The sequence below is a fragment of the Hyalangium sp. genome (assembly GCF_045802625.1).
In the GTDB taxonomy this organism is placed as follows: domain Bacteria; phylum Myxococcota; class Myxococcia; order Myxococcales; family Myxococcaceae; genus Hyalangium.
Genome location: NZ_JBJMQP010000158.1, coordinates 38,607 through 60,574 on the forward strand (window position 1 = coordinate 38,607; position 21,968 = coordinate 60,574).

General features: G+C 65.2%; 13 protein-coding genes. 5 read left to right on the forward strand and 8 right to left on the reverse strand.

The window, feature by feature from the left end:
• Positions 1–14: 14 nt before the first annotated feature.
• Positions 15–1,382: a type VI secretion system baseplate subunit TssK gene (gene tssK, locus ACJ8AT_RS29105; RefSeq protein ID WP_407741166.1), complete on the reverse strand. Its 1,368-nt coding sequence runs from the start codon at positions 1,380–1,382 to the stop codon at positions 15–17.
• Positions 1,379–1,978 carry a type VI secretion system lipoprotein TssJ gene (tssJ, locus tag ACJ8AT_RS29110; protein WP_407741167.1) on the reverse strand — a complete coding sequence of 200 codons (600 nt, stop codon included), beginning with the start codon at positions 1,976–1,978 and terminating at the stop codon, positions 1,379–1,381. Before tssJ ends, tssK begins: the two co-directional genes overlap by 4 nt.
• A gap of 485 nt (positions 1,979–2,463) precedes the next feature.
• On the opposite strand from tssJ, the gene ACJ8AT_RS29115 reads away from it, so the two are divergent.
• Genes ACJ8AT_RS29115 through ACJ8AT_RS29125 form a run of 3 tightly spaced genes read left to right on the forward strand, consistent with a single transcriptional unit; the run spans position 2,464 to position 11,654 of the window.
• Positions 2,464–4,002 (forward strand): OmpA family protein, encoded by a 1,539-nt coding sequence (locus ACJ8AT_RS29115; protein WP_407741168.1) that lies wholly within the window; start codon positions 2,464–2,466, stop codon positions 4,000–4,002.
• Positions 4,003–4,060: 58 nt separating this feature from the next.
• Positions 4,061–9,901, forward strand: a complete 5,841-nt coding sequence (gene agmC / locus ACJ8AT_RS29120; RefSeq protein ID WP_407741169.1) for an adventurous gliding motility protein AgmC — start codon at positions 4,061–4,063, stop codon at positions 9,899–9,901.
• Positions 9,888–11,654: a protein kinase domain-containing protein gene (locus tag ACJ8AT_RS29125; protein WP_407741171.1), complete on the forward strand. Its 1,767-nt coding sequence runs from the start codon at positions 9,888–9,890 to the stop codon at positions 11,652–11,654. Before agmC ends, ACJ8AT_RS29125 begins: the two co-directional genes overlap by 14 nt.
• 15 nt (positions 11,655–11,669) lie before the next feature.
• Here ACJ8AT_RS29125 and ACJ8AT_RS29130 read toward each other — a convergent pair whose 3' ends face one another.
• Together ACJ8AT_RS29130 and ACJ8AT_RS29135 are read right to left on the reverse strand one after the other, a co-directional pair.
• Positions 11,670–11,864, reverse strand: a complete 195-nt coding sequence (locus ACJ8AT_RS29130; protein ID WP_407741172.1) for a hypothetical protein — start codon at positions 11,862–11,864, stop codon at positions 11,670–11,672.
• 80 nt (positions 11,865–11,944) lie between these two features.
• Positions 11,945–12,322 (reverse strand): response regulator, encoded by a 378-nt coding sequence (locus ACJ8AT_RS29135; protein WP_407741173.1) that lies wholly within the window; start codon positions 12,320–12,322, stop codon positions 11,945–11,947.
• 192 nt (positions 12,323–12,514) lie between these two features.
• On the opposite strand from ACJ8AT_RS29135, the gene ACJ8AT_RS29140 reads away from it, so the two are divergent.
• On the forward strand, positions 12,515–14,260 hold the full coding sequence (locus ACJ8AT_RS29140; RefSeq protein WP_407741175.1) for a BamA/TamA family outer membrane protein: 1,746 nt from the start codon (positions 12,515–12,517) through the stop codon (positions 14,258–14,260).
• 21 nt (positions 14,261–14,281) lie between these two features.
• Here ACJ8AT_RS29140 and ACJ8AT_RS29145 read toward each other — a convergent pair whose 3' ends face one another.
• Positions 14,282–15,052, reverse strand: a complete 771-nt coding sequence (locus ACJ8AT_RS29145) for a hypothetical protein (protein ID WP_407741177.1) — start codon at positions 15,050–15,052, stop codon at positions 14,282–14,284.
• A 116-nt stretch (positions 15,053–15,168) separates the two neighbouring features.
• On the opposite strand from ACJ8AT_RS29145, the gene ACJ8AT_RS29150 reads away from it, so the two are divergent.
• Positions 15,169–17,382: an alpha/beta fold hydrolase gene (locus ACJ8AT_RS29150; RefSeq protein ID WP_407741178.1), complete on the forward strand. Its 2,214-nt coding sequence runs from the start codon at positions 15,169–15,171 to the stop codon at positions 17,380–17,382.
• A gap of 91 nt (positions 17,383–17,473) precedes the next feature.
• Here ACJ8AT_RS29150 and ACJ8AT_RS29155 read toward each other — a convergent pair whose 3' ends face one another.
• The 3 genes from ACJ8AT_RS29155 to ACJ8AT_RS29165 all read right to left on the reverse strand — a co-directional run bounded on the left by ACJ8AT_RS29155 (position 17,474) and on the right by ACJ8AT_RS29165 (position 21,896).
• Positions 17,474–17,677, reverse strand: coding sequence for a cold-shock protein (locus ACJ8AT_RS29155; RefSeq protein WP_044194335.1), 204 nt, complete (start codon positions 17,675–17,677; stop codon positions 17,474–17,476).
• Between the two features lie 144 nt (positions 17,678–17,821).
• On the reverse strand, positions 17,822–19,030 hold the full coding sequence (odhB, locus tag ACJ8AT_RS29160) for a 2-oxoglutarate dehydrogenase complex dihydrolipoyllysine-residue succinyltransferase (protein ID WP_407741179.1): 1,209 nt from the start codon (positions 19,028–19,030) through the stop codon (positions 17,822–17,824).
• Positions 19,020–21,896 (reverse strand): 2-oxoglutarate dehydrogenase E1 component, encoded by a 2,877-nt coding sequence (locus tag ACJ8AT_RS29165; RefSeq protein ID WP_407741180.1) that lies wholly within the window; start codon positions 21,894–21,896, stop codon positions 19,020–19,022. Before ACJ8AT_RS29165 ends, odhB begins: the two co-directional genes overlap by 11 nt.
• Positions 21,897–21,968: the final 72 nt, after the last annotated feature.

A 21,968-nucleotide genomic window follows, 5' to 3' on the forward strand; every position in this document is an offset into this window, starting at 1 on the left:
GGTGCGCTGGCTTCTCAGCGGCCCACAGCGGGCACGGCGAGCAGCTCGATGGAGGTGTTGGCGGCGTTGAAGTGGTGCGGGAGATAGAGGGCGACGGCGTGCTCGCGCAGCACCGTCCTCCAGCCTCCATCCTGAACCGGCAGCGAGAAGTAGGAGGCGCCTGGGCGGACGGGGACCTCGGGAGGAGGCCTGTACGTGACCTGAAGCGGAACGCCGGGAGAGGTGGCTTGGATGAGGCCCTGGATCTCCGACCAGCTCCCCAGCTTGGAGAGCTTGGGGAGTTGCTCGGTGACGACCTGCTCCGGCAGCTCGCTGCGGACCATGAGCAGGAATTGCCCACAGCGCTCGAGCCTCTCGTCCTCGAGCTTCGCCCGATAGAAGCCGTCAGTTCCCAGCTCCAGCGGTACGGTGAGGCACTGCTCCAGCGCCACCGAGCGCATGAGCTGGAGCAGCCGCCGGAACAGCTCCTCGAAGGTGGCGCGGAGGTTGGTGAACTGGAAGGGCGGCATCGAGGCCGGGTCCGCCTCCGCGGAGAAGGTACAGAGCTGCCCCCCGAGCCGGCTCAGCATCAGATACAGCTCGTGCGGCCGCATGTTGCCCGCGTCGATGACATGAGAGAGGAAAGGGATGATGCCATTGAGGGCGTGCAGCTCCAGGAACAGCGTGACATCCGAGGCAGTGAACTCGAGCGCGGAGGCATCCCGGTGCCGTCGCCGCGAGGAGAGCTGCCGCTGCTTGGCGACCAGCAGCCGCAGCAGGGAGCGCAGCTCGGCCATGATGAACGGCGAGGCGCTGATGCGCAGGCAGGGAGGGATGTAGTTGTCGACGAGCACCAGGCTCCCCGACTTGTCCCGCGTGAGCTCGGCGATCTTGATCGAGTCGAAGTCGTCCCGAGGCTCATCGCCAAACAAGAGCTTCACGTTGCGCTGGGCGAAAGAGATCTGCACGACAGAGGTGGCGGCGTGGAGATCGCCCACCGGGCGGTTCCGGGGCGTGAAGCGAGGGTTGGCTCCCAGCTTGCCGGCGGCGCCGTAGCTCTCGACGTCGCTGCGCTCCTTGGGAATGCCCAGGTAGACCTCGAGGAACTGCTGGGTTGGGCGGAAGTGTCCCTCCACGGGCCTGGCCGCGGGTGATTCCTCGTGCCCCGCCTCGAAGACCACGGGCAACCCGTCAGGCAGGACGCCAGAGAACTCCAGGAGGGTGACCTGTCCCGCGCGCAGCGACTCCATGTCGAACTGCATGGAGCCCACCCCCCAGGGGTAGAGGCACACCGAGCCCAGACGGGTCTCCACCAGCGTCTCGTGATACAGATCCAACTGCTGCAAGTGGTGGGGACTCATGAACATCCCCTCCGACCAGATGATGCGCTGCGGGGCCTTCATTGCGTTCTCCTCGAAGGGCGCAGGAAGTCGATCTGATAGCCCTGGAGCTTGAAGCGAAGCTGGGTGTCATCGGAACCGGGCGAGGCGCTGCGCCCTCCGGCCGGCTGCTCAACGCACTGGCTGGAAGGAACGGGCGGGAGCTTGGCGACGGCGAGCCACGCATAACCCAGGGGTTGGCGGAAGAGCCCTAGCGCCGCGACGAACTGGGCCTTGGGATCCCGCTGCACCCAGTGCCCTGCCTCATGGCCTGGGGCTACGACGAACTCCGCTGACAGCAGATAGTCTTCTCCCAGGATGAGTTTGGGGTCGGTCCAGAGCTTCTGAAAGCTTGCTCGCTCCAGCTTGACGCTGTCTTTGACCTGGAGGAACTGGACCACCGTGGGGAGGGGGCGGCCGAGAGCGTCTTGATTGACGTCTTTCGACGCGACCACTCGGGCGAAGAAGGGAGGAGGAGTGTCACAGGCGGACGCCTTGCCTGTGGCGCACCCGGGAAGAGCCAGCAGCGCGCAGCCGGCTGCGACGCTCCCGAGAGCCCTCGCTCCGTGAGGAAGTTTCCACGCGTGATTCTGGTGAAGATTCGACATGCCCCCGCTCATGATTTCGATAGAAGGATGAGATGGCTCGACTCAGAAGCTGACACTCTGGAGCGCTGAAATCGCTCCGCGAGCAATTCGTGGAGAGGGTGTATAGACGACTCGTGAGCAATCGTGAGTACCACTGCGGTGGTACACCGTTTCGCTCAGCCGTCCTGTACTACTGCCACGGATCAGGAATGGGTCGAGCCCTCTGATCTTTCACCCACCCGGGCGCGCACGCCGAGGGCCGTATGAGTCATTGCAAGCTTGGAAGGCGAGCGTGCGGAGTCGCGCTCATTCTCGCTTCGTCTGTCAGCCTGGCACAGGGGGACGCACGGCTTGGCAGCTTCGAGCTGGAGCGGATGGACTTGAATCCTGGGGCCGCGGGGTCGCTCCTCATTGGAACGGGGGAGCTGTTGCCCCCAGGAGACTTCCGGTTCTCCTCTGTGGCGCATTACCAGCACAACCCATTCGTGTTCTCTCGAGACGGGAAGGTTTACCCCATCGTGGGAAGCCGCGCGACCCTGCACCTCGCCGCGGCCTACGCTCCGTTCTCGTGGCTGGAGCTGGGGGTGCAGCTCCCCGTCATGGTGCTGCAGACAGGGACGGATCTGAGTGAGGAAGGCATCGCCAAGCCCGCCTCCTTCGGTCTGTCCACGCCGATGGCGAGCGCGAGGGTAGGGCTGATCTCCCAGCAAGCAGGCGCCTGGGGGGATCTGGCGGTCGAGATGGACGTAGGGGCTCCCATGGGGAACGCCGCGGGGTTCGCTCGGGATGCGGGGCTCCGCTATGCGTCGCGGGTGATGATGGGACGGCGGTTCGGGTGGTTCCGGGCGGCATTGGATACGCGGCTCATGGTACGGCCTGTGATCCGCCCGATTACGGATCGCGATCTGGCTCGGGATGCGTTTGGCAACGAGGCTCAGGCTGGGCTCGCGTTGGCGATGGTGGGGCGGCGCATGCGGTGGGAGCTGGATCTGCGCGGCACCGTCCCTCTGGTAAAGCAGTCGAGCTCGGTGGAGTTGCTCGCTGGGCCTCGGTTCCTGGTGAACCCGTCCATGGAGCTGTTCGCGCTTGCGGGAGTGGGGAGCGGCTCGGCGCCGGGGACCCCGTTGTTTCGAGTGCTGCTCGGGATGGCGTTCGGCCGGGTGGTGCCGCCGCGATTGCCCGACGAGTCCTCGGTGACTTGCTCGCCGGAGCTCGAGCACACGGCGGACGAATGCCCAGACATGGACGAAGACGGCGACGGGGTGCCTAACGGCTTGGACCAGTGTGATGAGGAGGCTGGGACGCCGGAGCGGCAGGGGTGTCCGCGGACGGATAAAGACGGTGACGGCATCGAAGACAAGCTGGATCAATGCCCTGATGAAGTGGGGGTGGCAGCCTATCAGGGCTGTCCCATGCCTGATCAAGACAAGGATGGCGTCGAGGACGCACGAGATGCCTGTCCCTCGGAGCCGGGCCCGGAGATTTCCCGCGGGTGCCCACTGAAGGATCGGGACAAGGATGGGGTCGAGGATGACGTCGACCAGTGCCCGGACTTGGCGGGGCCCGCAGATCGCCAGGGCTGCCCGGAGTCGGACCAGGACCGGGACAATCTTCCCAATGTCGAGGATACGTGCGCCAAGGAGCCGGGGCCTTTGGACAATCACGGCTGTCCCGCGCACGCGGCGCCGCTCGTGTGGCTCACCCGGAAGAAGATCGAGCTGACGGACAAGGTCTACTTCCTCTCTGGACAGTCACGGCTCGAGGAGCGTTCCTTCCCGCTGCTGGACTGGGTGGCCAAGGTGATCATCGAGCACCCGGAGCTGCCTCTCGTCGTGGTGGGGGCGCATACCGACGATCGAGGGAATGCGCTCGACAACATGCGGATGTCACAGGCTCGGGCGGAAGCCGTCCGGCAGTACCTGATCCAGCACGGCGTCGAAGCGGGGCGGTTGGAGGCGCAGGGCTACGGCCAGACCCGGCCCATCGACGACAACACCACATCCATCGGTCGCGAGAACAACCGCCGCGTCGAGTTCGTCATCGTCGCTCGGCAGTGAGAGCGGATCGACCGGTCATTCAAGAGGAGAGTACTCAATGAGAAGCAGATGGCACACGATGTTGCTGGTGGCCTGCGTGCTCTGTGCGAGCACCGCCATGGCCGAGCCCGATACGTTTGGCCTGGGGACAGGGCGTGATGGCACGCTCACGGTAACGGAGCCTGGAACGGTCATCAACCGCTACGCGCGGGTGACAGGTCCGCTCGCTCCGGGTGACTCCGTGGTGCCCGCCTCTTCGACGGAGGGATTCGCTGCGGGCGACCTGGTGATGGTGCTGCAGACAGTTGGCATCCTCCCACAGCCCCGCCAGCGAGACGTCAACCTGATCACGTTGAGAGATGACAGAGTGGGGCAATGGGAATTGGCACGTATCGGAACCGTCGATGGGCAGAAGCTGACGCTCACTGCGCCGCTCCAGCATTCCTTTGCGGCCGCAGGGGCGCAGGTCATCCGAATCCCCGAATACACCGAGGTGAGGATCCTATCCGGAGCCAGTCTCGTTGCTATGTCTTGGGATGGGAGAGCAGGTGGTGTGCTGGCATTCCTGGCCCGCGGGACCATTCGCAATGAAGGAGCCATCGAGGCGAGCGGAGCTGGATTTCAGGGCGGCCGAGCAGTCCTGCCACCCCTGGACGCCGCTGGGTGCGTTGCTCTGCCTATGGAGGGACGGCCTGCTGCCGGCAGAGGAGAAGGCATCTTCGTCTCGGACCAGGAGCTGGTGGCGCCAGGCCTGGAGAGCGCGACCAATGGCGGTGGAGGCGGTATCTGCCCGGCGTCAGGAGGAGGGGGCGGTGGGAATGGCGCGGCAGGTGGACAGGGCGGGGACGCGCTGACCTATGGGAGTGCCGCAGGAGGGGAGGGAGGAGCAGGGTTGCTTTACTCCATGCTTGATCACCTCACGCTCGGGGGGGGCGGCGGTCAAGGTTACATGGTGGAGAGCTATTCCCAGGCGGGAGCCGGTGGCGGAGCCATTTTCATCCGTGGGTATCGCTTGCTTGGAGGCGGAACTGTCGCGGCTGACGGGGAGGCGGGGGGGCATGCAACTCAGGGTGGGGCGGGTGGTGGTGGTGCAGGAGGAAGTGTCTACGTTCGCATTGCTGATCTGTTGGAAGGCAATCTCATCTCCGCGCGGGGAGGAGGCGGCGGGAACGCGATTGCTGGGGGCTTGGCGTACGCTGGGCCTGGAGGCGGCGGTGGAGGCGGGCGTATTCTCTATCAAGCAGAGAGAGCCCCGTCCCTTGCGGGCATCGTTGAGGCGGGACTCGCAGGAGACTGGCATTTCGCCAGCGCAACGGCAGGTTTCAACAACCAGGCGCAGCCAACCCCAAGCCAGGCCTCCGCTTATCGTGGCACAGTGACCCAGTTGCTAGGTGGCTTTGGCCGGGAGGCGGAGAATGCAGCCGCAACATTTTCCGTCTCGATTACGGCTAACCCGCCCAACCCCACCAGCCAGCAGAGTGCCACGTTTTCTTTTGCTGTAACGGGAGGATCCCAAAACGCCAGCACCAAATGCACTCTGACCACGCCTGATGGCCAGACGAGCCCTGAGTCGATTTGTGCCAGTCCCGTGACGCTTTCCACTCCAGTCGAGGGCACCTATAAATTTGCGGTGACAGCCTATGATGGAAACAAAACGTCAAACACGAATTCCTACTCCTGGGTAGTGGATTTAACGCCGCCAGACACCAGTCTTACGAGTACCCCCCCCTCCAACCCCACCAATAAGCAGAGCGCCACGTTTATATTTACTGGGATAGGAGGAGCCGTCGGCTTTGATTGCGCTCTAACCACTCCGGACAATAATACGGCCGCTCAGTCAGATTGTACCAGTCCCGCGACTTATTCCACTCCAGCCGAGGGCACTTATGTCTTTCAGGTGAGAGCCAAGGATGCCGCGGGAAATGTGGATCCCACGCCGGTGGCCTATTCCTGGGTGGTGGATTTGACTCCGCCAGATACCAGCATTACGGGTGGCCAGCCCTCCAACCCCACACAGAGCCGGGATGCGAGTTTCACTTTCATTGGGACAGGAGGTGCCGCTGGCTTCGATTGCGCTCTGAGCTTTAACGGCAATCCCTCGACCTCTTACTCAGATTGTGTCAGCCCCAAGGTTTTCTCGAATCTGGCCGATGGCACCTATGTCTTCCAGGTGAGGGCCAAGGATGCAGCGGACAATAAGGACTCCACGCCAGATTCCTATGCGTGGGTGGTGGATAACTCTCCCCCTGTCTCCGTGATCGATAACAAGCCCTCCAACCCTTCGAATCTCATCGACTTTACGTTCCGCTTCTCGGGGGCAGGACTGGGGGGCAAGTACTGGTGCACGTTGGATGCAGGTGCCTCCTCTTCTTGTGACAGCGGAAGTCTGCTCCTCACAGGGTTGACGGAGGCGGTACACACCTTTTGCGTGCTCTCACAGGATGCTGCGGGCAACAAAGAAGCGGCTCAGGTTTGCTATTCGTGGGTGGTGGACCTGACTCCTCCGGACACGGTGCTCGGCTCGGCCAGGCCCAGCAATCCCACCAAAGACACCAGCGCCTCATTTACATTTTCGGGCGCTGGCCCGGGGGGCAAGTACTGGTGCAGCCTGGACGGTGGTGGGGAAGTTTCATGTGATGCTGGGAACATGCAGTACTCGGCTCTGAACGGAAACCCGACACAGCATACCTTCTGTGTGGCTGCGCAGGACGCAGCAGGCAACAAAGACCCAGTCCCTGCTTGCTACTCCTGGGTGGTGGACGTGGTTCCACCTGATACGCTGATTGGAGCGGCGAGCAAGCCTCCCAATCCCTCCAATTCGAGCAGTGCTATGTTCACCTTCACAGGAGCCGGACCTGAAGGCAAGTACTGGTGCAGCCTGGACAGTGGGCTTGAGGCCCCGTGTGATGAGGGCAGCAAGGCATATGCCGGGCTGACAGAGCAGTCACACACCTTCTGCGTCGCCGCGCAGGATGCGGCAGGCAACAAGGATGCCAGCCCGGCTTGTTACTCCTGGGCAGTGGACTTCACCCCACCCGATGCAGTGATTGATCCGGCGAGTAAGCCCCCAAACCCGACCAATCTGACCAGCGCGACGTTCAGCTTTTCAGGAGCGGGAACCTCGGGCCAGTACCGATGCAAGCTGGATAATGATCCAGAGGAGTCCTGCAACACCGGGAGCAAGAGATATACAGCATTGACTGAGGGGCAGCACACTTTTTGTGTGTACGCCATTGATTCCGCGGGCAACAATGATGCCAGTCCGGATTGCTATCCATGGGCAGTGGATCTGACGCCGCCGGATACATTGATCGATGAGACAAGTAAGCCGCGCAATCCCACCAACGTGGCCAATGTCACGTTCCGCTTTTCGGGAGCAGGACCAGGGGGAGGATACAAGTGCAAGCTGATTCCACGGGATACCAATTACACTCCTTGTGATTCAGGGAGCGTGACGTATACCGCTCTGGGGGAGGCAGTGTATACATTCTCTGTCTACGCGGTGGATGCCGCGGGGAACACGGATGAGCAGAACCCAGCCACGTACTCGTGGCAGGTGGACTTGACGGAGCCTGAGACGACGATCGATGAGGCCAGCAAGCCACCCAACCCCACCAACTCCACCAGCGCCACGTTCACGTTCAAGGGCGCAGGCCCCAATGGCAAATACCGGTGTCAGCTTGACCAAGGTACCTATCAGCCTTGTGATACTGGCGTTCAGAGTTATAGCGGGCTGGAAGAAGGCCCTCACACGTTCTCCGTGTACGCAGTGGATGCGGCGGGCAATGTAGACCAGAGCCCGGCGACCTATACCTGGGTGGTGGATCTGACTGCCCCAAACACAGTCATTGATCCCGCAAGCAAGCCGCCCGACCCAACCAAGGACAACAGTGCCCACTTTCGCTTCTCTGGCGCCGGAGTTGGAGGCAGGTACCGGTGCACGCTGGACAGTGGGACAGAAGAAGCGTGCGACTCAGGTGTCAAGGATTACCTCAACCTGATTGATGGGACGCATATTTTCTGTGTCACTGCGGTGGATGCGGCGACCAATAAGGATCCGACGCCAGACTGTCACAATTGGAGAGTGGACACGACGCCGCCAGACACGCAGATCGATGAGTCGAGCAAGCCGAATAGCCCCACGAAGGAAACAAGTGTTGCCTTCCGCTTCACGGGCAGTGCAGAGACTGTGGGGTTCTCGTGCCAGCTCGACACCAAGCTGGTGGTGGATTGCAGCGGGGGGACTTACAGCACGTCAAACCTGTCGGAAGGGCCACACAGCTTCTGCGTTTATGCTCGCGACTCGGTGGGCAACAATGATCCGAGTCCGGACTGTGACTCCTGGATAGTGGACGTGACGGCGCCGGATACCGTTATCGATGAGACGAGCGAGCCGCGAAACCCAAGCAACTCCCCCGACGCCACCTTCCGATTCTCAGGCGCTGGAGAAGGGGGGAAGTATTCGTGCAATCTCGACGGAACTGTGGTGTCATGTGATTCTGGTACCAAGTCTTATACCGGCTTGCGTGATGGAGAACATGTCTTCTCTGTCTACGCCGTGGATGCTGCAGGGAACCCGGATCCGACGCCAGCCAGCTATCAGTGGGTGGTGGATAGGACTGCGCCAGAGACCTCTATCGATAGAGCCGTCGAGGGAGATGGCACGCCGGCGAGGAATCCCACCAATGCCAAGAGCTTGACGTTCTACTTCTCAGGGGCCGGTGTGCGAGGCAAGTATTGGTGTAGGCTGGATCAGCACCCTGCCGAGTCTTGTGACTCGAGTAGCAAAGAGTACTTCGAGCAGGAACTGTCTGAAGGCACTCACACCTTCTCAGTCTATGCTCAGGATGAGGCAGGCAATGTTGATGTGATCCCCGCTGTGTATGTTTTCAAGATTGATCGCACCAAGCCCATCGTCATCGTGGACGATCCGCAGACTAATCCAATCACGAAGATCTGGCGCACCAATAAAACCTCGCCGCTGTTCACGGGCACGTCCGAGCCGCAGAGCAAGGTGTTTCTCTCTATTGATCCCCCGGCGCCGGAGGAGGCTACGGGGGCGGACGACCGAGGAATTTGGGCGCTAGAGACTGTGCGGATCTTGTCAGATGGACTGCACACAGTGAGTGCCAGGGCCATCGACAGTGCCGGCAACGAGGGAGATCCGTCGAACCTTGTTTCCTTTATTGTGGATACGGTTCCTCCAGAAACCAAAATCCTCAGCGGTCCGTCCGAGAACTTCAACTCTCGCTTGGTGAACTTCGAGTTCGATGCACCAGGCGAGCCACCAGAACTCGCCAAGACGACGACTTTCGAGTGCAAGCTCGTGGCTCATCGGCTTAATAAAGAGGTTGCTGGCAAATGCGCCAAAACCCAACTCTACAATCTTGCCGATGTGTTCTCGACTGACGATGTGAATGGAACCTACACGCTCGCGGTAGCCGCGAGAGACGAGGCGGGGAATCTGGACTCGACGCCTGCGACTCTGGAGTGGACTGTCAGTGTCAATCCGCCTGCTGCTCCTGAGATCGATGAGCCCGGCAACGGTGAGGTTGTCTATGATCTGTCGCCAATAGTTAAGGGAAAGACTGTCTCTAACGGTCTTGTGGAGATCACGATCGGAAATGTGAAGGCTGGGGTCGCCAGTGCGGACGAGCAGGGTGACTTCACCTTCAAGTTCCCAGCCCCACTGGAGGAGGGGGACTATCAGCTGATAGCCATGGTGACCGACTCAGCTCACAACCCGAGTCCCCTCTCGGAACCGCGCTCCTTCACCGTGGTTGCTCCTAAGGTGCCAGCCAAAGCTATCGGCGGCGGGCTGGGGTGTACCGCCTCCAGTCCGAGTCCGTGGCTCGCGGCGCTGGGGCTTCTCGCGGGCGTGGCCTTGAGTTCACGCAGGCGCCGCCATGCAGCTCGGTAAGTACCGCCTGATTCACAAGCTCGCCACCGGCGGCATGGCCGAGGTGTTCCTCGCCAAGGCCGCCGGCCCCATGGGCTTCGAGAAGATGCTCGTCGTCAAGCGCATCCTCCCGCACCTCGCCACCGAGGCCACCTTCGTGGAGATGTTCCTCACCGAGGCGCGCCTGGCCGCGCAGCTCAACCATACGAACATCGTTCAGATCTTCGATTTCGGTGAGGCCGAGGGCGCCTACTTCATCGCCATGGAATACATCGACGGGCCCAACCTGAGGGAGATCATCAAACGCTCCAGCGCCCTGGGCCTCGCGTTGCCGCTCGCGTTCTGTGCCCGCGTCGTCGCCGCCGCCTGTGAGGGCCTGGCCTTTGCCCACGGCTTCTGGGATCCCGTCTCCCGGCAGCCCATGAACATCATCCACCGTGACATCAGCCCCGATAACATCCTCTTGTCCCGGCAAGGGGCCGTGAAGGTGGTGGACTTCGGTATCGCCAAGGCCGCGGGCGTGAGCCCTCATACCCAGACAGGTGTTCTCAAGGGCAAGCTGGCGTACATGCCTCCCGAGCAGCTCCGCAATGAGCCGCTGGATCGGCGGGCGGATGTGTATGCGCTGGGCGTCGTCTTCTATGAGCTGCTCACTGGCCTCAAGCCCTTCATCGCCACCTCCGAGGCCGGCATGGTCCAGGCCGTCCTCTTCGAGCTGCAGGTGCCCGTCCTCCAGCGGCGGCCGGATGTGCCCGAAGCCCTCCAGCGCATCCTGGGACGCGCCCTCGCCAAGGAGCGCGAGCGCCGCTACCCGGACTGCGTCTCCTTCCAGGCGGACCTGGAGGAGTTCATCCTGTCCACCGCCAAGCCCATGGGGGCCGCTCAGCTCGCGCAGATCGTCTCCATGATGACGGCCGGGGTCGAGAACCCATCCCCCGCCGTCCAGACGCTCAGCTCGGCCCCAAGCAACCCCAGGCTCGTCCCGCCTGCGCCCCTGCTCGAGCCCACCGTGCCCAGCCCCGAGAGGACTCCTCTCGGTCTGGCGCTGGCGAAGGCTCCCAGGTTGCCCGAGAGCGGAGAGGCTCCGATCGGAGAGCTCACCTCGGCAGCGCGCCCCTCGAGGCTGGGGCTCCGCAATAGTGGCCTCTCCCCCCAGGGGGCTGAGGTCTCGGTCCAGCCCGCTCCAGAGCCTCCTCTCCCCAAACGCCTGGCTCCCGCCGAGAAGGAACTGGCTTGGGTCGCACGCGTAGGGGTCCTGCTGTTCCTGGCGGGTGGCGGGATCCTCATCGGGCGACAGGGGCACTCGCTGTGGCCAAGCTCGGAGCCGAGCGGGGACCCGAGCACGCCTCTCTCCGTGCACGGGCCTAAGGAGCGGGATGGGGGAGTGCTCCCCCTCGTGTCGCAGGTTGTACCGCCTCCCCCTGTTGGAAATGTCCACGAGCAGGGGGGCATGAAAGACCTTCGCCTGACCGACGATCTGGCGGACGCTGGAGTCTCGACGCCGCCAATATCGAAGCCCCCGCCCCCTCCGCCACCACCCGTTCCTCCTCCTTCGCACCGGGGAACCCTGGACCTACAGGTAGAGCCCGAGGCCTTGCTGTTCCTGGACGGATGGCAGATGGGACAGACTCCTGTGAAGCCCTTTCTACTCGATGCGGGGCCGCACACCTTGAAGCTCGTCGACCCCCAGAGCAAAAACGAGGTGCGCCGGCAGATCTCGATTGCCCCGGGGAAGACCACCCATGTCGAGGTCAACTTGCTGCGGGAGAAGTAGCTCCGAAGCTCGGCTTCAAGGATCGAACTTCGGGGTGCTGATGACGACGGAGAATCGATCCGGCTTCTCGGCCTTCTTCGTGAGCGTCCGCTTGTCCGGCGATGCCTGGTGGTACGGCTCGATTCGCACCCGGAGGCCGAACGCCCACCGGTTCTTCTCTGGCTCGGTGGCAGGCTGGCCGAACTTCATCAGGCTCGTCGACTCGCTCATTCGCACAATCTACCACGTCATACGTCCTGGAGGGAGATCCTACTCCTGGAGTCGTATGAGCGGCCTCGCCCCGCACCCGGTCAGCCTGTTCTCGCCTCAGGGGGCCGCCTCGCCGCGAGCTCTTCCTCCACCGCTCGCAGGAAGAGGTCGATCTCCAGCGGCTTGTGGAGGATGCGCACCCCAGGGGGCGGTACGACTCGCGGGTGGGCGGTGATCATCAATACCCGTGTCCCTTCCAGACAACCCGCCTTCGTTGCCTGCTCCACCATCCATCCCCCACTCTCGCCGGGCAGCATGTAGTCCGTGATGACCAGGTCGAAGCGCCGGGCCTCGAGCCGCGCGAGCCCTTCCTCCGCCGTGGCGAAGGCGCTCACCTCATAGCGCTCGGACTCCAACAGGGTGAGCAGTCCCTCCCGGATGTCCTCGTTGTCCTCCACGAGCAGGAGGCTCGCTCTCACGCTGTGGCTCACGGTGACTCTCCCAAGACGACGCTGCGGCGTACTGTCGTGCTTCGCTCGCGCTCCCGGAACCTCGGCGAATCCCGTAGGGGAGTGGACTGTTGACCAACGGTAAGTCCGCGGCTGCGTTGCGAGTCCCGGACCCTGCAAATGAGGCCTCGGTCACGGTACGGCCCGTGACAAGATGCGGGGGTGCCGCTCGCGTTGCTCACCTTGATGGTCGCGCCGCTGATGGCGACAGCGCCCGAAGCAGGAGCCCCGGCGGCAGGGTACGAGGAGATGCTCGTCGCCTGGGGGCTGGCGCAGCAGGGCCGCGAGGTGGAGCCCTCCCCCGAGGGCAAGCGGCTGGAGGCGGTGCTCGTCTCGGCCGAGGACGTGGTGGCCGAGAGCGACCCGTACCCCAACTTCCTCAACATCTTCCACATGCGGACTCGCGAGCAGATCATCCGCCGCGAGGTGCTGCTGGAACTCGGCGCACCGTACTCCGCCGAGCTCGCCGAGGAGACGGCTCGCAACCTGCGCAAGCTGGGCATCTTCTCGGTCGTGCGCGTCGTGCCCGTGAGAGGGGAGTCCCCCGACGGGGTGGCGCTGCTGGTGATCACCAAGGACCTGTGGTCGCTGCGGCTCAATCAGACCTGGGATGTGGTGGGCTCGTTCGTCCGCCAGCTGCAGCTGCAGGGCACGGAGAAGAACTTCCTGGGGCTGAACCAGCAGGTGGCGCTGGACTTCCTGCTGCGCCCGGACACCCTGAGCTTCGGGCAGACGTACATCAACCGGCGGGTCGCAGGCAGCCGCTGGTACCTGGGCGAGACGGCCTCCCTCCTCGTCGGGCGGGAGAGCGGCAAGGCCGAGGGCACTCGCGGCACGGTGGTGTTCCAGCGCCCGCTGTACTCGCTGTCCACGCTGTGGAGCGCCAACACCACGGCCTCGTGGGACGTGTCGACCACGCGGGTGTTTCGCGGCACCGAGGTGTGGCAGCTGCCGTACCCAGGCGGCGATCCGGTGCCGTACATCTATGAGACGCGCGAGGTGTCCGGCGGCACGAGCTACACGCGCTCCTATGGCGAGGCCTTCAAGAACAACGTGACGGGCGGGGTGACGGCCTACCACCGAGGGTACGACGCGCCCGCGGACGCTCCGCTCGATGAGACGCAGCGGGCATGGCTGAAGGCGACCCACCTGCCTCGCAGCGAGGATGCCGCCTATGCCTCTGTGTCGCTGCAGTCGTACGAGGCCCGCTACGAGGTCATGCGCGACGTGGACTCGTATGCGCTCTCGGAGGACTTCCAGGCCGGCCACTCGGTGCTCGCGAGCGTGAGGTATGCGCCTCCGGTGTTCGCCTCGGCCGCGCACTACGCGGAGCTGGGCGTGGCGGCTCGGTACCGCTGGCTGGTGGCGGATGCGCTGACGACGCTGTCGGCGGGAGGCGCCATCCGACGGGTGTTCGGGGAGGGAGCCGGGTGGACGAATCGGCACTGGGCGGCGGAGGTGCTGCAGGTGACACCGAAGGTGCTGGGGGGGCGCTTCGTGGCGCGCGGGCTGCTGGACGTGAACATCGACGACCTGTTCGACCGAGTGAGCCTGCTCGGCGGCGGCAACGGGCTGCGAGGGGCGCGGCAGGATGCGTACTCGGGCAGGCGGGTGCTGCTGGTGAATGTGGAGTACCGCACCGCGCCGCTCGTCTTCCACACGCTGCACCTGGGCGGGGTGCTCTTCTACGACGCGGGCTCGGCGTTCAACCAGCTGCCGAACGTGGTGCACTCGGTGGGAATGGGGATTCGGTTCCTCTTCCCGCAGTTCAACGTGAACCCGTTCCGGCTCGACTTCGGGTACGTGCTCAACGACACGCCGCCGGAGCTGGCGCAGCGCTTCACATTCGCCGGCGGCCAGATCACCGACTACTACCGGCCCACCATCCTCGACTCGCCGCTGCGGTGAGGGGCTCGGCGCTCCGAGCGCTCACGGGGGCTCGGCTTGGAGCAGCTCGCGGAACAGCACCTCGGCTGCGTCCTTGAACAGCTCTCCCGAGGCCAGGAGCCCGCCGCAGTGGTGCGGCTCTCTCGCGAACGTGAGCGCTATGGCCTTGCTCAGCACCGCGTCCCAGAAGAGCTCGGAGCCCTCCGGCAGCAGGAACTGGCGGATGAGGCTCCGCGGCCAGGGCAGCACGGTCGTCGGATCCGCGTCGCTCGGCGTCGTGAAGCAGTCCAGGTCCACGTCCAGCAGCACCCCCTCCGCTCGCTCCAGCACCTCGCGTACCGCATCTCCCGGCGACGGGTTGTGGAACGCCTCCGCCGCCCGATCCACCGTGGGCACCGCCACCAACCGGTGCTCCCGGCCTCGCGTATCCTTATAGGTCTCTCCCGCGAACGAGCCCCGAGGCCGGGCCCTGGCGATCAGGAGCGCATCTCCCACCAGCCCCGCCTCCATCGCCGCGAGGATGTGATCGTAGTTGCGCACGTCCAGTGACCACCGCGCGTGCTCGTCCAGCGCCCTGAGCCCCGCGGACCGGTCTGGCACGGCCTCGGGCTGACGGGGCGGCACCACGTCCAAGTGCCGGTCCAGGCTCACCAGCAGTGCGGGGGGCCCGCTCTCCCCGAGCGCACACGCCCAGGAGGACAGGGCGAGCCGGTGCGGATCGAAGACATAGGCATCCGTGGGCCCTCGGCCGCCCGCGAGCAACAGGCGGATGATGCCAGCGAGGCGCAGGTGGTGCGGTACGTCTGTGTCCATCTGGGGAATAACCTCCCGGGTCTGTGCTTTCCCACCGGATGCGTGAAGCCGGGGAGTGTAGGCTTCGCGCCCCCCTGCCGTGAAAGGAGCGGGCCCTCTCCGGGCTCCAGCATCGCATGCGCAACCTCGCCGCCGCCGTGCTCCTCCTCTCGAGCCTCTCGGTTCTCGCCCAGACGCCTCCCGCCAAGCCCATGACTGAACGGAAGCCCGACACCTTCCTCCGCCAGTACTCCGAGACCCGCCGCTTCATGAGCGGCCGTCCCGTCAAGCCGCGCATCACCCCGGATGAGAAGACCATCCTCTTCCTGCGCGCCCAGCCCACCTCCGCCACGCAGACGCTCTTCGCCTTCGACGTGGCCACCGGCACCACGAAGGAGCTGCTCACCCCCGAGGCCATCCTCCACGGCGCCGAGGAGACGCTCTCCGTGGAGGAGAAGGCTCGCCGCGAGCGCATGCGCGTGAGCACCCGGGGCTTCACCACCTACGACTTGTCCGAGGACGGGGAGCGCATCCTGGTGAGCCTCTCCGGAAAGCTCTATGTCGTCGAGCGCTCCACCGGGAAGGTGACCGAGCTGAAGACGGGCCCGGGCGTCATCGATCCGCACTTCTCCCTGGACGGCAAGCAGATCGCCTACGTGCGCGAGCACGACGTGTTCCGAATCGAGCTGGCCACCAACAAGGAGCAGCGCGTCACCCAGGGCGGCTCGGAGCAGAAGACGCACGGCCTGGCTGAGTTCGTCGCCCAGGAGGAGATGGGCCGCTTCTCCGGCTTCTGGTGGAGCCCGGACGCGAAGTTCATCGCCTATACCGAGTCCGATACCACCGCGGTGGAGAAGCTCACCATCGTGGACGTGATGCACCCGGAGCACGGGGGCAACACGTTCCCCTACCCGCGGCCGGGCAAGGCCAACGCGGTGGTGCGCCTGGGCGTCATCCCCGTCACTGGCGGCAAGACGGTGTGGGTGGAGTGGGATGCCAAGGCGTATCCGTACCTGGCCACCGTGGCCTGGCAGAAGGGCGGGCCGCTCACCGTGCTGGTGCAGAACCGCACGCAGACGGAGGAGCAGCTGCTCTCGGTGGATCCGCGCACGGGCAAGACGCACCTGCTGCTCACCGAGAAGGATCCCGCCTGGGTCAACCTGGAGCAGAGGTTTCCCCAGTGGTTCGAGGATGGCAGCGCCTTCCTCTGGTACACCGAGCGCAACGGTGGCCCCGAGGTGGAGCAGCGCAACGCGGACGGCAGCCTCGCGCGCACGTGGGTGAAGCCGGACGCGGGCTTCCGAATGCTGGATCGCTTCATCGACAAGGATCGCACCCTCTACTTCTCCGGCGATCCCAACCCCACCGAGAGCTACCTCTGGCGCGTGAAGGAGGGGGGCGCCCCCGAGAAGATCGCCACCGGCACTCCCGCTCCGGCCGTCGAGATGCCCGTGGCCATCTCCAAGCAGGGCGGGCTGATTGTCGCCGTCTCCCAGTCGGACACCACCATGCCGCGCTTCCCGGTGCTGCGGCCGGATGGCACCCGCGTGGGCGAGCTGCCCTCCGTGGCCTCCGAGCCGCCCTTCACCCCGAGCACCCAGTTCTTCGTGGTGGGTAAGGAGGGCTTCCACGCCTCCATCATCCGGCCCCGGGACATGAAGCCCGGCGTGAAGCTGCCCGTCCTCGTCAGCGTGTACGCCGGCCCCACCACCACCGTGGTGCACCATGGCATGGCGGAGAACCTCCTCAACCAGTGGCTGGCGGACCGGGGCTTCCTCATCGTCAAGCTCGACGGGCGGGGCACCCCGCTGCGCACCGCCGCTTGGGAGCGCACGGTGAAGTACGACTTCGCCACCGTCACCCTGGATGATCAGATCGCCGCCCTCAAGGCCCTGGCCGAGAAGGTCCCCGAGATCGATCTGACCCGCGTGGGCATCTACGGCTGGAGCTTCGGCGGGTACATGTCCGCGCTCGCCGCCCTCAAGCGCCCGGACTTCTTCAAGGCCGCCGTGGCCGGCGCGCCCGTGGTGGACTGGCTCGACTACGACACCCACTACACCGAGCGCTACCTGGGGCTGCCCCAGGAGCACCCCGAGGCCTACGAGAAGAGCTCGCTGCTCACCTACGCCAAGGATCCGAGCACGCCCATCGCCTCGCTGCTGCTCATCCACGGCACCGCCGACGACAACGTCTACTTCTTCCACACGCTCAAGCTCTCCAACGCGCTGTTCCTCGCCGGCAAGCCGCATGACTTGCTGCCGCTGAGCGGGCTCACGCACATGGTGCCGGATCCGCTCGTCACCCAGCGCCAGTACGAGCGGGTGCTGGACTACTTCCAGAAGCACCTGTAGCCCGCAAAGAGAAAGGCCCGGCTCCCGCCAAGGGGCCCGGGCCTCTGCTCACCCGCCAGTCCGTGAGGAGTGGTTTGGGTGGATGCTGGAGCTAGACAGCGCGGACGTTCTGGGCCTGCAGGCCCTTGGGGCCGCGGGTCACCTCGAACTGAACCTTCTGCCCCTCCTGCAGGGTACGGAAGCCATCCATGTTGATGGCGGTGTGGTGGCAGAACACGTCCTCGCCACCGCCGTCCTGCGTGATGAAGCCGAAGCCCTTCGCATCGTTGAACCACTTCACGGTACCAGTTGCCATTTTGCGTCCTTCGCTACGGGCGGCGCCGGAGCCCCCCGGTTCTTCAGCCCCCCGACTACCGGAAGGCACCTGAGGTTCTAGTGAACCCGCGTGCTCCAAGTCCAGACGCGTTTGATCATTTGCGCAAATGACGCGCCCGCGTCATCACACTTCCAGCAGCAGCCGCTCGGGATCCTCAATGCACTCCTTGACACGGACGAGGAACTGCACGGCCTCGCGGCCGTCCACCAGCCGGTGATCATACGAGAGCGCCACGTACATGATGGGCCGGATGACGATCTGCCCGTCCTTCACCACCGGGCGCTCGACGATGTTGTGCATGCCCAGGATGCCCGACTGCGGCGGGTTGAGGATGGGCGTGGACAGCATGGAGCCGAAGATGCCGCCGTTGGAGATGGTGAAGGTGCCGCCCTGCAGCTCCGCCAGGGTGAGCTTGTCGTTGCGGGCGCGCGTGCCGAAGTCGCCGATCTGCTTCTCCAGCTCCGCCAGCGACAGCTTGTCCGCGTCCCGCACCACCGGCACCACCAGGCCGCGCGAGCCGGACACCGCCACGCCGATGTCGTAGAAGTGCTTGAAGACCACGTCCTCGCCGTCGATCTCCGCGTTGATCTGCGGGAAGGCCTTGAGGGCCTCGATGGCAGCGCGGACGAAGAAGCTCATGAAGCCCAGCTTCACGCCGTGCCTGGCCTGGAACTTCTCGTTGTACTTCTTGCGCAGCGCCATCACCTCGCCCATGTCCACCTCGTTGAAGGTGGTGAGGATGGCGGCGGTGGACTGAGCTTGGATGAGCCGCTCGGCCACGCGCTTGCGCAGCGGCGTCATCCGCACGCGCTCCTCGCGGGCGGCGTTGGGGCGCGGGCCCGAGGGGGCGGGCGGAGCCGAGGGCGCCGGGGCCTGGGGGCCGCGGTTGAGCTGGCCGAGCACGTCATCCTTGGTGATGCGGCCGCCCGAGCCGGAGCCCTGGAGCTGGGTGACGTCCACGTTGTTGGCCGCCGCCATGTTCCGGGCGGTGGGGGTGATGCGAGCCTCCGAGGCGGCCGCGGCGGCCGGAGCCTGGGGCGCGGCCGGAGCCGGAGCGGGGGCCGCGGCGGCCGGCTGGGGAGCGGCGGTGGCGCCCTTGGCGTCAATGCGGCCGAGCACCTCGCCCACGCGGACCTTGTCGCCCTCCTTGAAGAGGATCTCGGTCAGTGCGCCGGAGGCCGGAGCGGGCACGTCGATGGTGACCTTGTCCGTCTCGAGCACGACGACCGGCTCGTCCGACGCGACGGCGTCACCCTTCTTCTTGTTCCACTTGCCGACGACGGCTTCGGTAATGGACTCGCCCAGGGGCGGGACTTTCATTTCAACGGCCATTCTTGGTTCCTCGGAGGATGGCTTCCTCGACGATCAGGTGCTGCTCGTAGTCGTGGGTCTTGGTGAATCCGGTCGCCGGGCTGGCGGCGTCCGCTCGCCCGATGTAGCCGATCTTCACCGGCCCGCTGGCGCGCGAAGATGCCACGTCATGCAGGCGGGGGAACATGAAATACCACGCGCCAGCGTTGCGCGGCTCCTCCTGCACCCAGAAGAGCTCGGTCAGCTTCGGCATGCTCTGCACCAGGCTGGCCAGCGTGTCGTAGGGGAACGGGTAGAGCTGCTCCACGCGGACGATGGAGATGTTCCACGCCTTCTGCTCGTCCCGGGCCTTGACGAGATCGTAGTAGACCTTGCCCGAGCACAAGAGCAGCCGCGTCACGCCCGCGGGCTCCACTTCCTTCCGGTCGTGGATGATCTCCTGGAAGCGGCCCGCGGCCAGCTCGTCCAGCTTGCTGAACGCCTCGGGGCGGCGCAGCAGGCTCTTGGGCGACATGATGACCAGCGGCTTGCGGTAGGGGCGCACCGCCTGGCGGCGCAGCAGGTGGAAGATCTGCGCGGGCGTGGTGGGGTAGCACACCTGCATGTTGTCCTCGGCCGACAGGCTGAGGAAGCGCTCGAGGCGGGCGCTGGAGTGCTCCGGGCCCTGGCCCTCGTAGCCGTGCGGCAGCAGCAGGGTGAGGCCGGACAGCCGCTTCCACTTGCTCTCACCGGCGGCGATGAACTGGTCGATGATGATCTGCCCGCCGTTGGCGAAGTCGCCGAACTGGGCCTCCCAGATGGTGAGGCCGTCCGGCACGTCCAGGCTGTAGCCGTACTCGAAGCCCAGCACGCCCATCTCGGACAGGGGGCTGTTGAAGACCTGGTAGGTGGCCTTGCTGGTGGAGAACTGCTTGAGCGGCACGAACCTCTCGCCCGTCTTCACGTCGTGCAGCACCGAGTGGCGGTGGCTGAAGGTGCCGCGCTCGCTGTCCTGGCCGGACAGGCGCACCCCGTAGCCCTCGCTGATCAGCGTGGCGTAGGCCAGCGCCTCGCCCTCGGACCAGAGCAGCTCCTCGCTCTCCAGCATGGACTGGCGCTTCTTGAGCACCGTGCGCTCCACCACCGGGTGCACGTTGAAGCCCGCGGGCACCTCGGCCAGCTTCTTCAGGGCCTCGCGCAGCCGGCCCTTGTCCACCGCGGTGGGCACCTCGGGCGCGTTCTTCTGCGAGCCGCCTTTATAAGGCTTCCACAGGCCCTCCAGGGCGCTGGGCTCCTTGAACTGGCGCTCGGCCTTGATGCGGGTGAGCGCCTCGTCGAACTCCTTGAGGCAGCGCTGCTTGACGGCCTCGGACTCGTCGGCGGAGATGGTGCCCTGCTCGGCCAGCTTCTGCGCGTACAGCGTCCGCACCGTGGGCTGCTTGCGGATCAGCTCGTACATGGCCGGCTGGGTGAAGGAGGGATCGTCCCCCTCGTTATGGCCGTAGCGCCGGTAGCAGATGAGATCGATGACCACGTCGCTCTTGAAGGTCTGCCGGAACTCGGCGGCCAGGCGCGCCACGTGGACGCAGGCCTCCGGATCATCCCCGTTCACGTGGAACACGGGCACGTCCAGCATCTGCGCGATGGCGGTGGCGTAGATGGAGGAGCGCGAGTCGTTGGGATCCGTGGTGAAGCCCACCTGGTTGTTGATGACCAGGTGCAGCGTGCCGCCCGTCTCGTAGCCCTTGAGCCGCGAGAGGTTGAGCGTCTCGGCCACCACGCCCTGGCCCATGAAGGCCGCGTCCCCGTGGATGAGCAGGGGCATGACGCGGGTGCGCTCGGTGTCGCTGCTGCGGTCCTGCTTGGCGCGCACGCGGCCCTCCACCACCGGGTTCACCGCCTCCAGGTGGCTGGGGTTGAAGGCCAGCGACAGGTGGATCTTCGCCCCGCCGCGCGTGGTGTGATCCGACGAGAAGCCCATGTGGTACTTCACGTCGCCGCGGCCGATATAGGCCTTGGGGTCCGCCGGGCCCTCGAACTCGCTGAAGATCTGATCCGGGCTCTTGTGGAGGATGTTCGTCAGCACGTTGAGGCGGCCGCGGTGGGCCATGCCGATGACGACCTCCTTGAGGTTCATGCCGCCGCCCACCTCGAGGATGGCGTCCAGCATGGGGATCAGGCTCTCACCGCCGTCCAGGCTGAAGCGCTTCACGCCCACGTACTTGGTGTGCAGGAAGTTCTCGAACCCTTCCGCGTAGGAGAGCTTGGTGAGCAGGTGGCGCTGCTCCTCCACCGGGAACGGCAGGCGGTTCTCGGCGTGCTCCATGCGCCGCATGAGCCAGCGCCGGCGCTCGCTGTCGAGCATGTGCATGAACTCGACGCCGATGGAGCCGGCATACGTGCGGCGCAGCCGGGCCAGCAGGTCCGCCAGCTTCACCCGGGGCTCGGGGAAGACGCTGCCCGTCTCGACGATCTGCTCGCGCTCGGCGGAGGAGAAGTGCTTCTCGTCCACCATGGGCAGGTCCGCCACGTGCTCCAGGGGCGGGCGCGGGCGGCCGAGCGGATCCAGCGTGGCGCGCAGGTGGCCGCGCAGCCGGAAGGCGGTGATGGTCTGGTCCACGCGGGCCTGCAGCTTCACGTCCTGCGCGGGAGCCGCGGCAGCGGGGGCCAGCGCCTGCACGACGGCTCCGGCCGCCTTGCCGTTGCCACCCTTGGCCGGGGCGGCGGCCGGGGCGGGGGCCTCCAGCAGCGTCTTGTTGAAGATGGGGCGCCCAGCGCCATTGTTCCGCTCGAAGATCTCCCGCCAGCTCGGATCCACGCTGGAGGGATCCTGGAGGTAGCGGGCGTACAGCCCTTCGATGAAGTCGATGTTGGCGCCAGAGAGATACGAGTCCTGAAAATTCGCCATGGCGGGAGTCTTTTACTGGATGGGGAACCCGTTGGGGGGTTTTCGCCACAAATTGTTGGGGTCTTTCGGGAC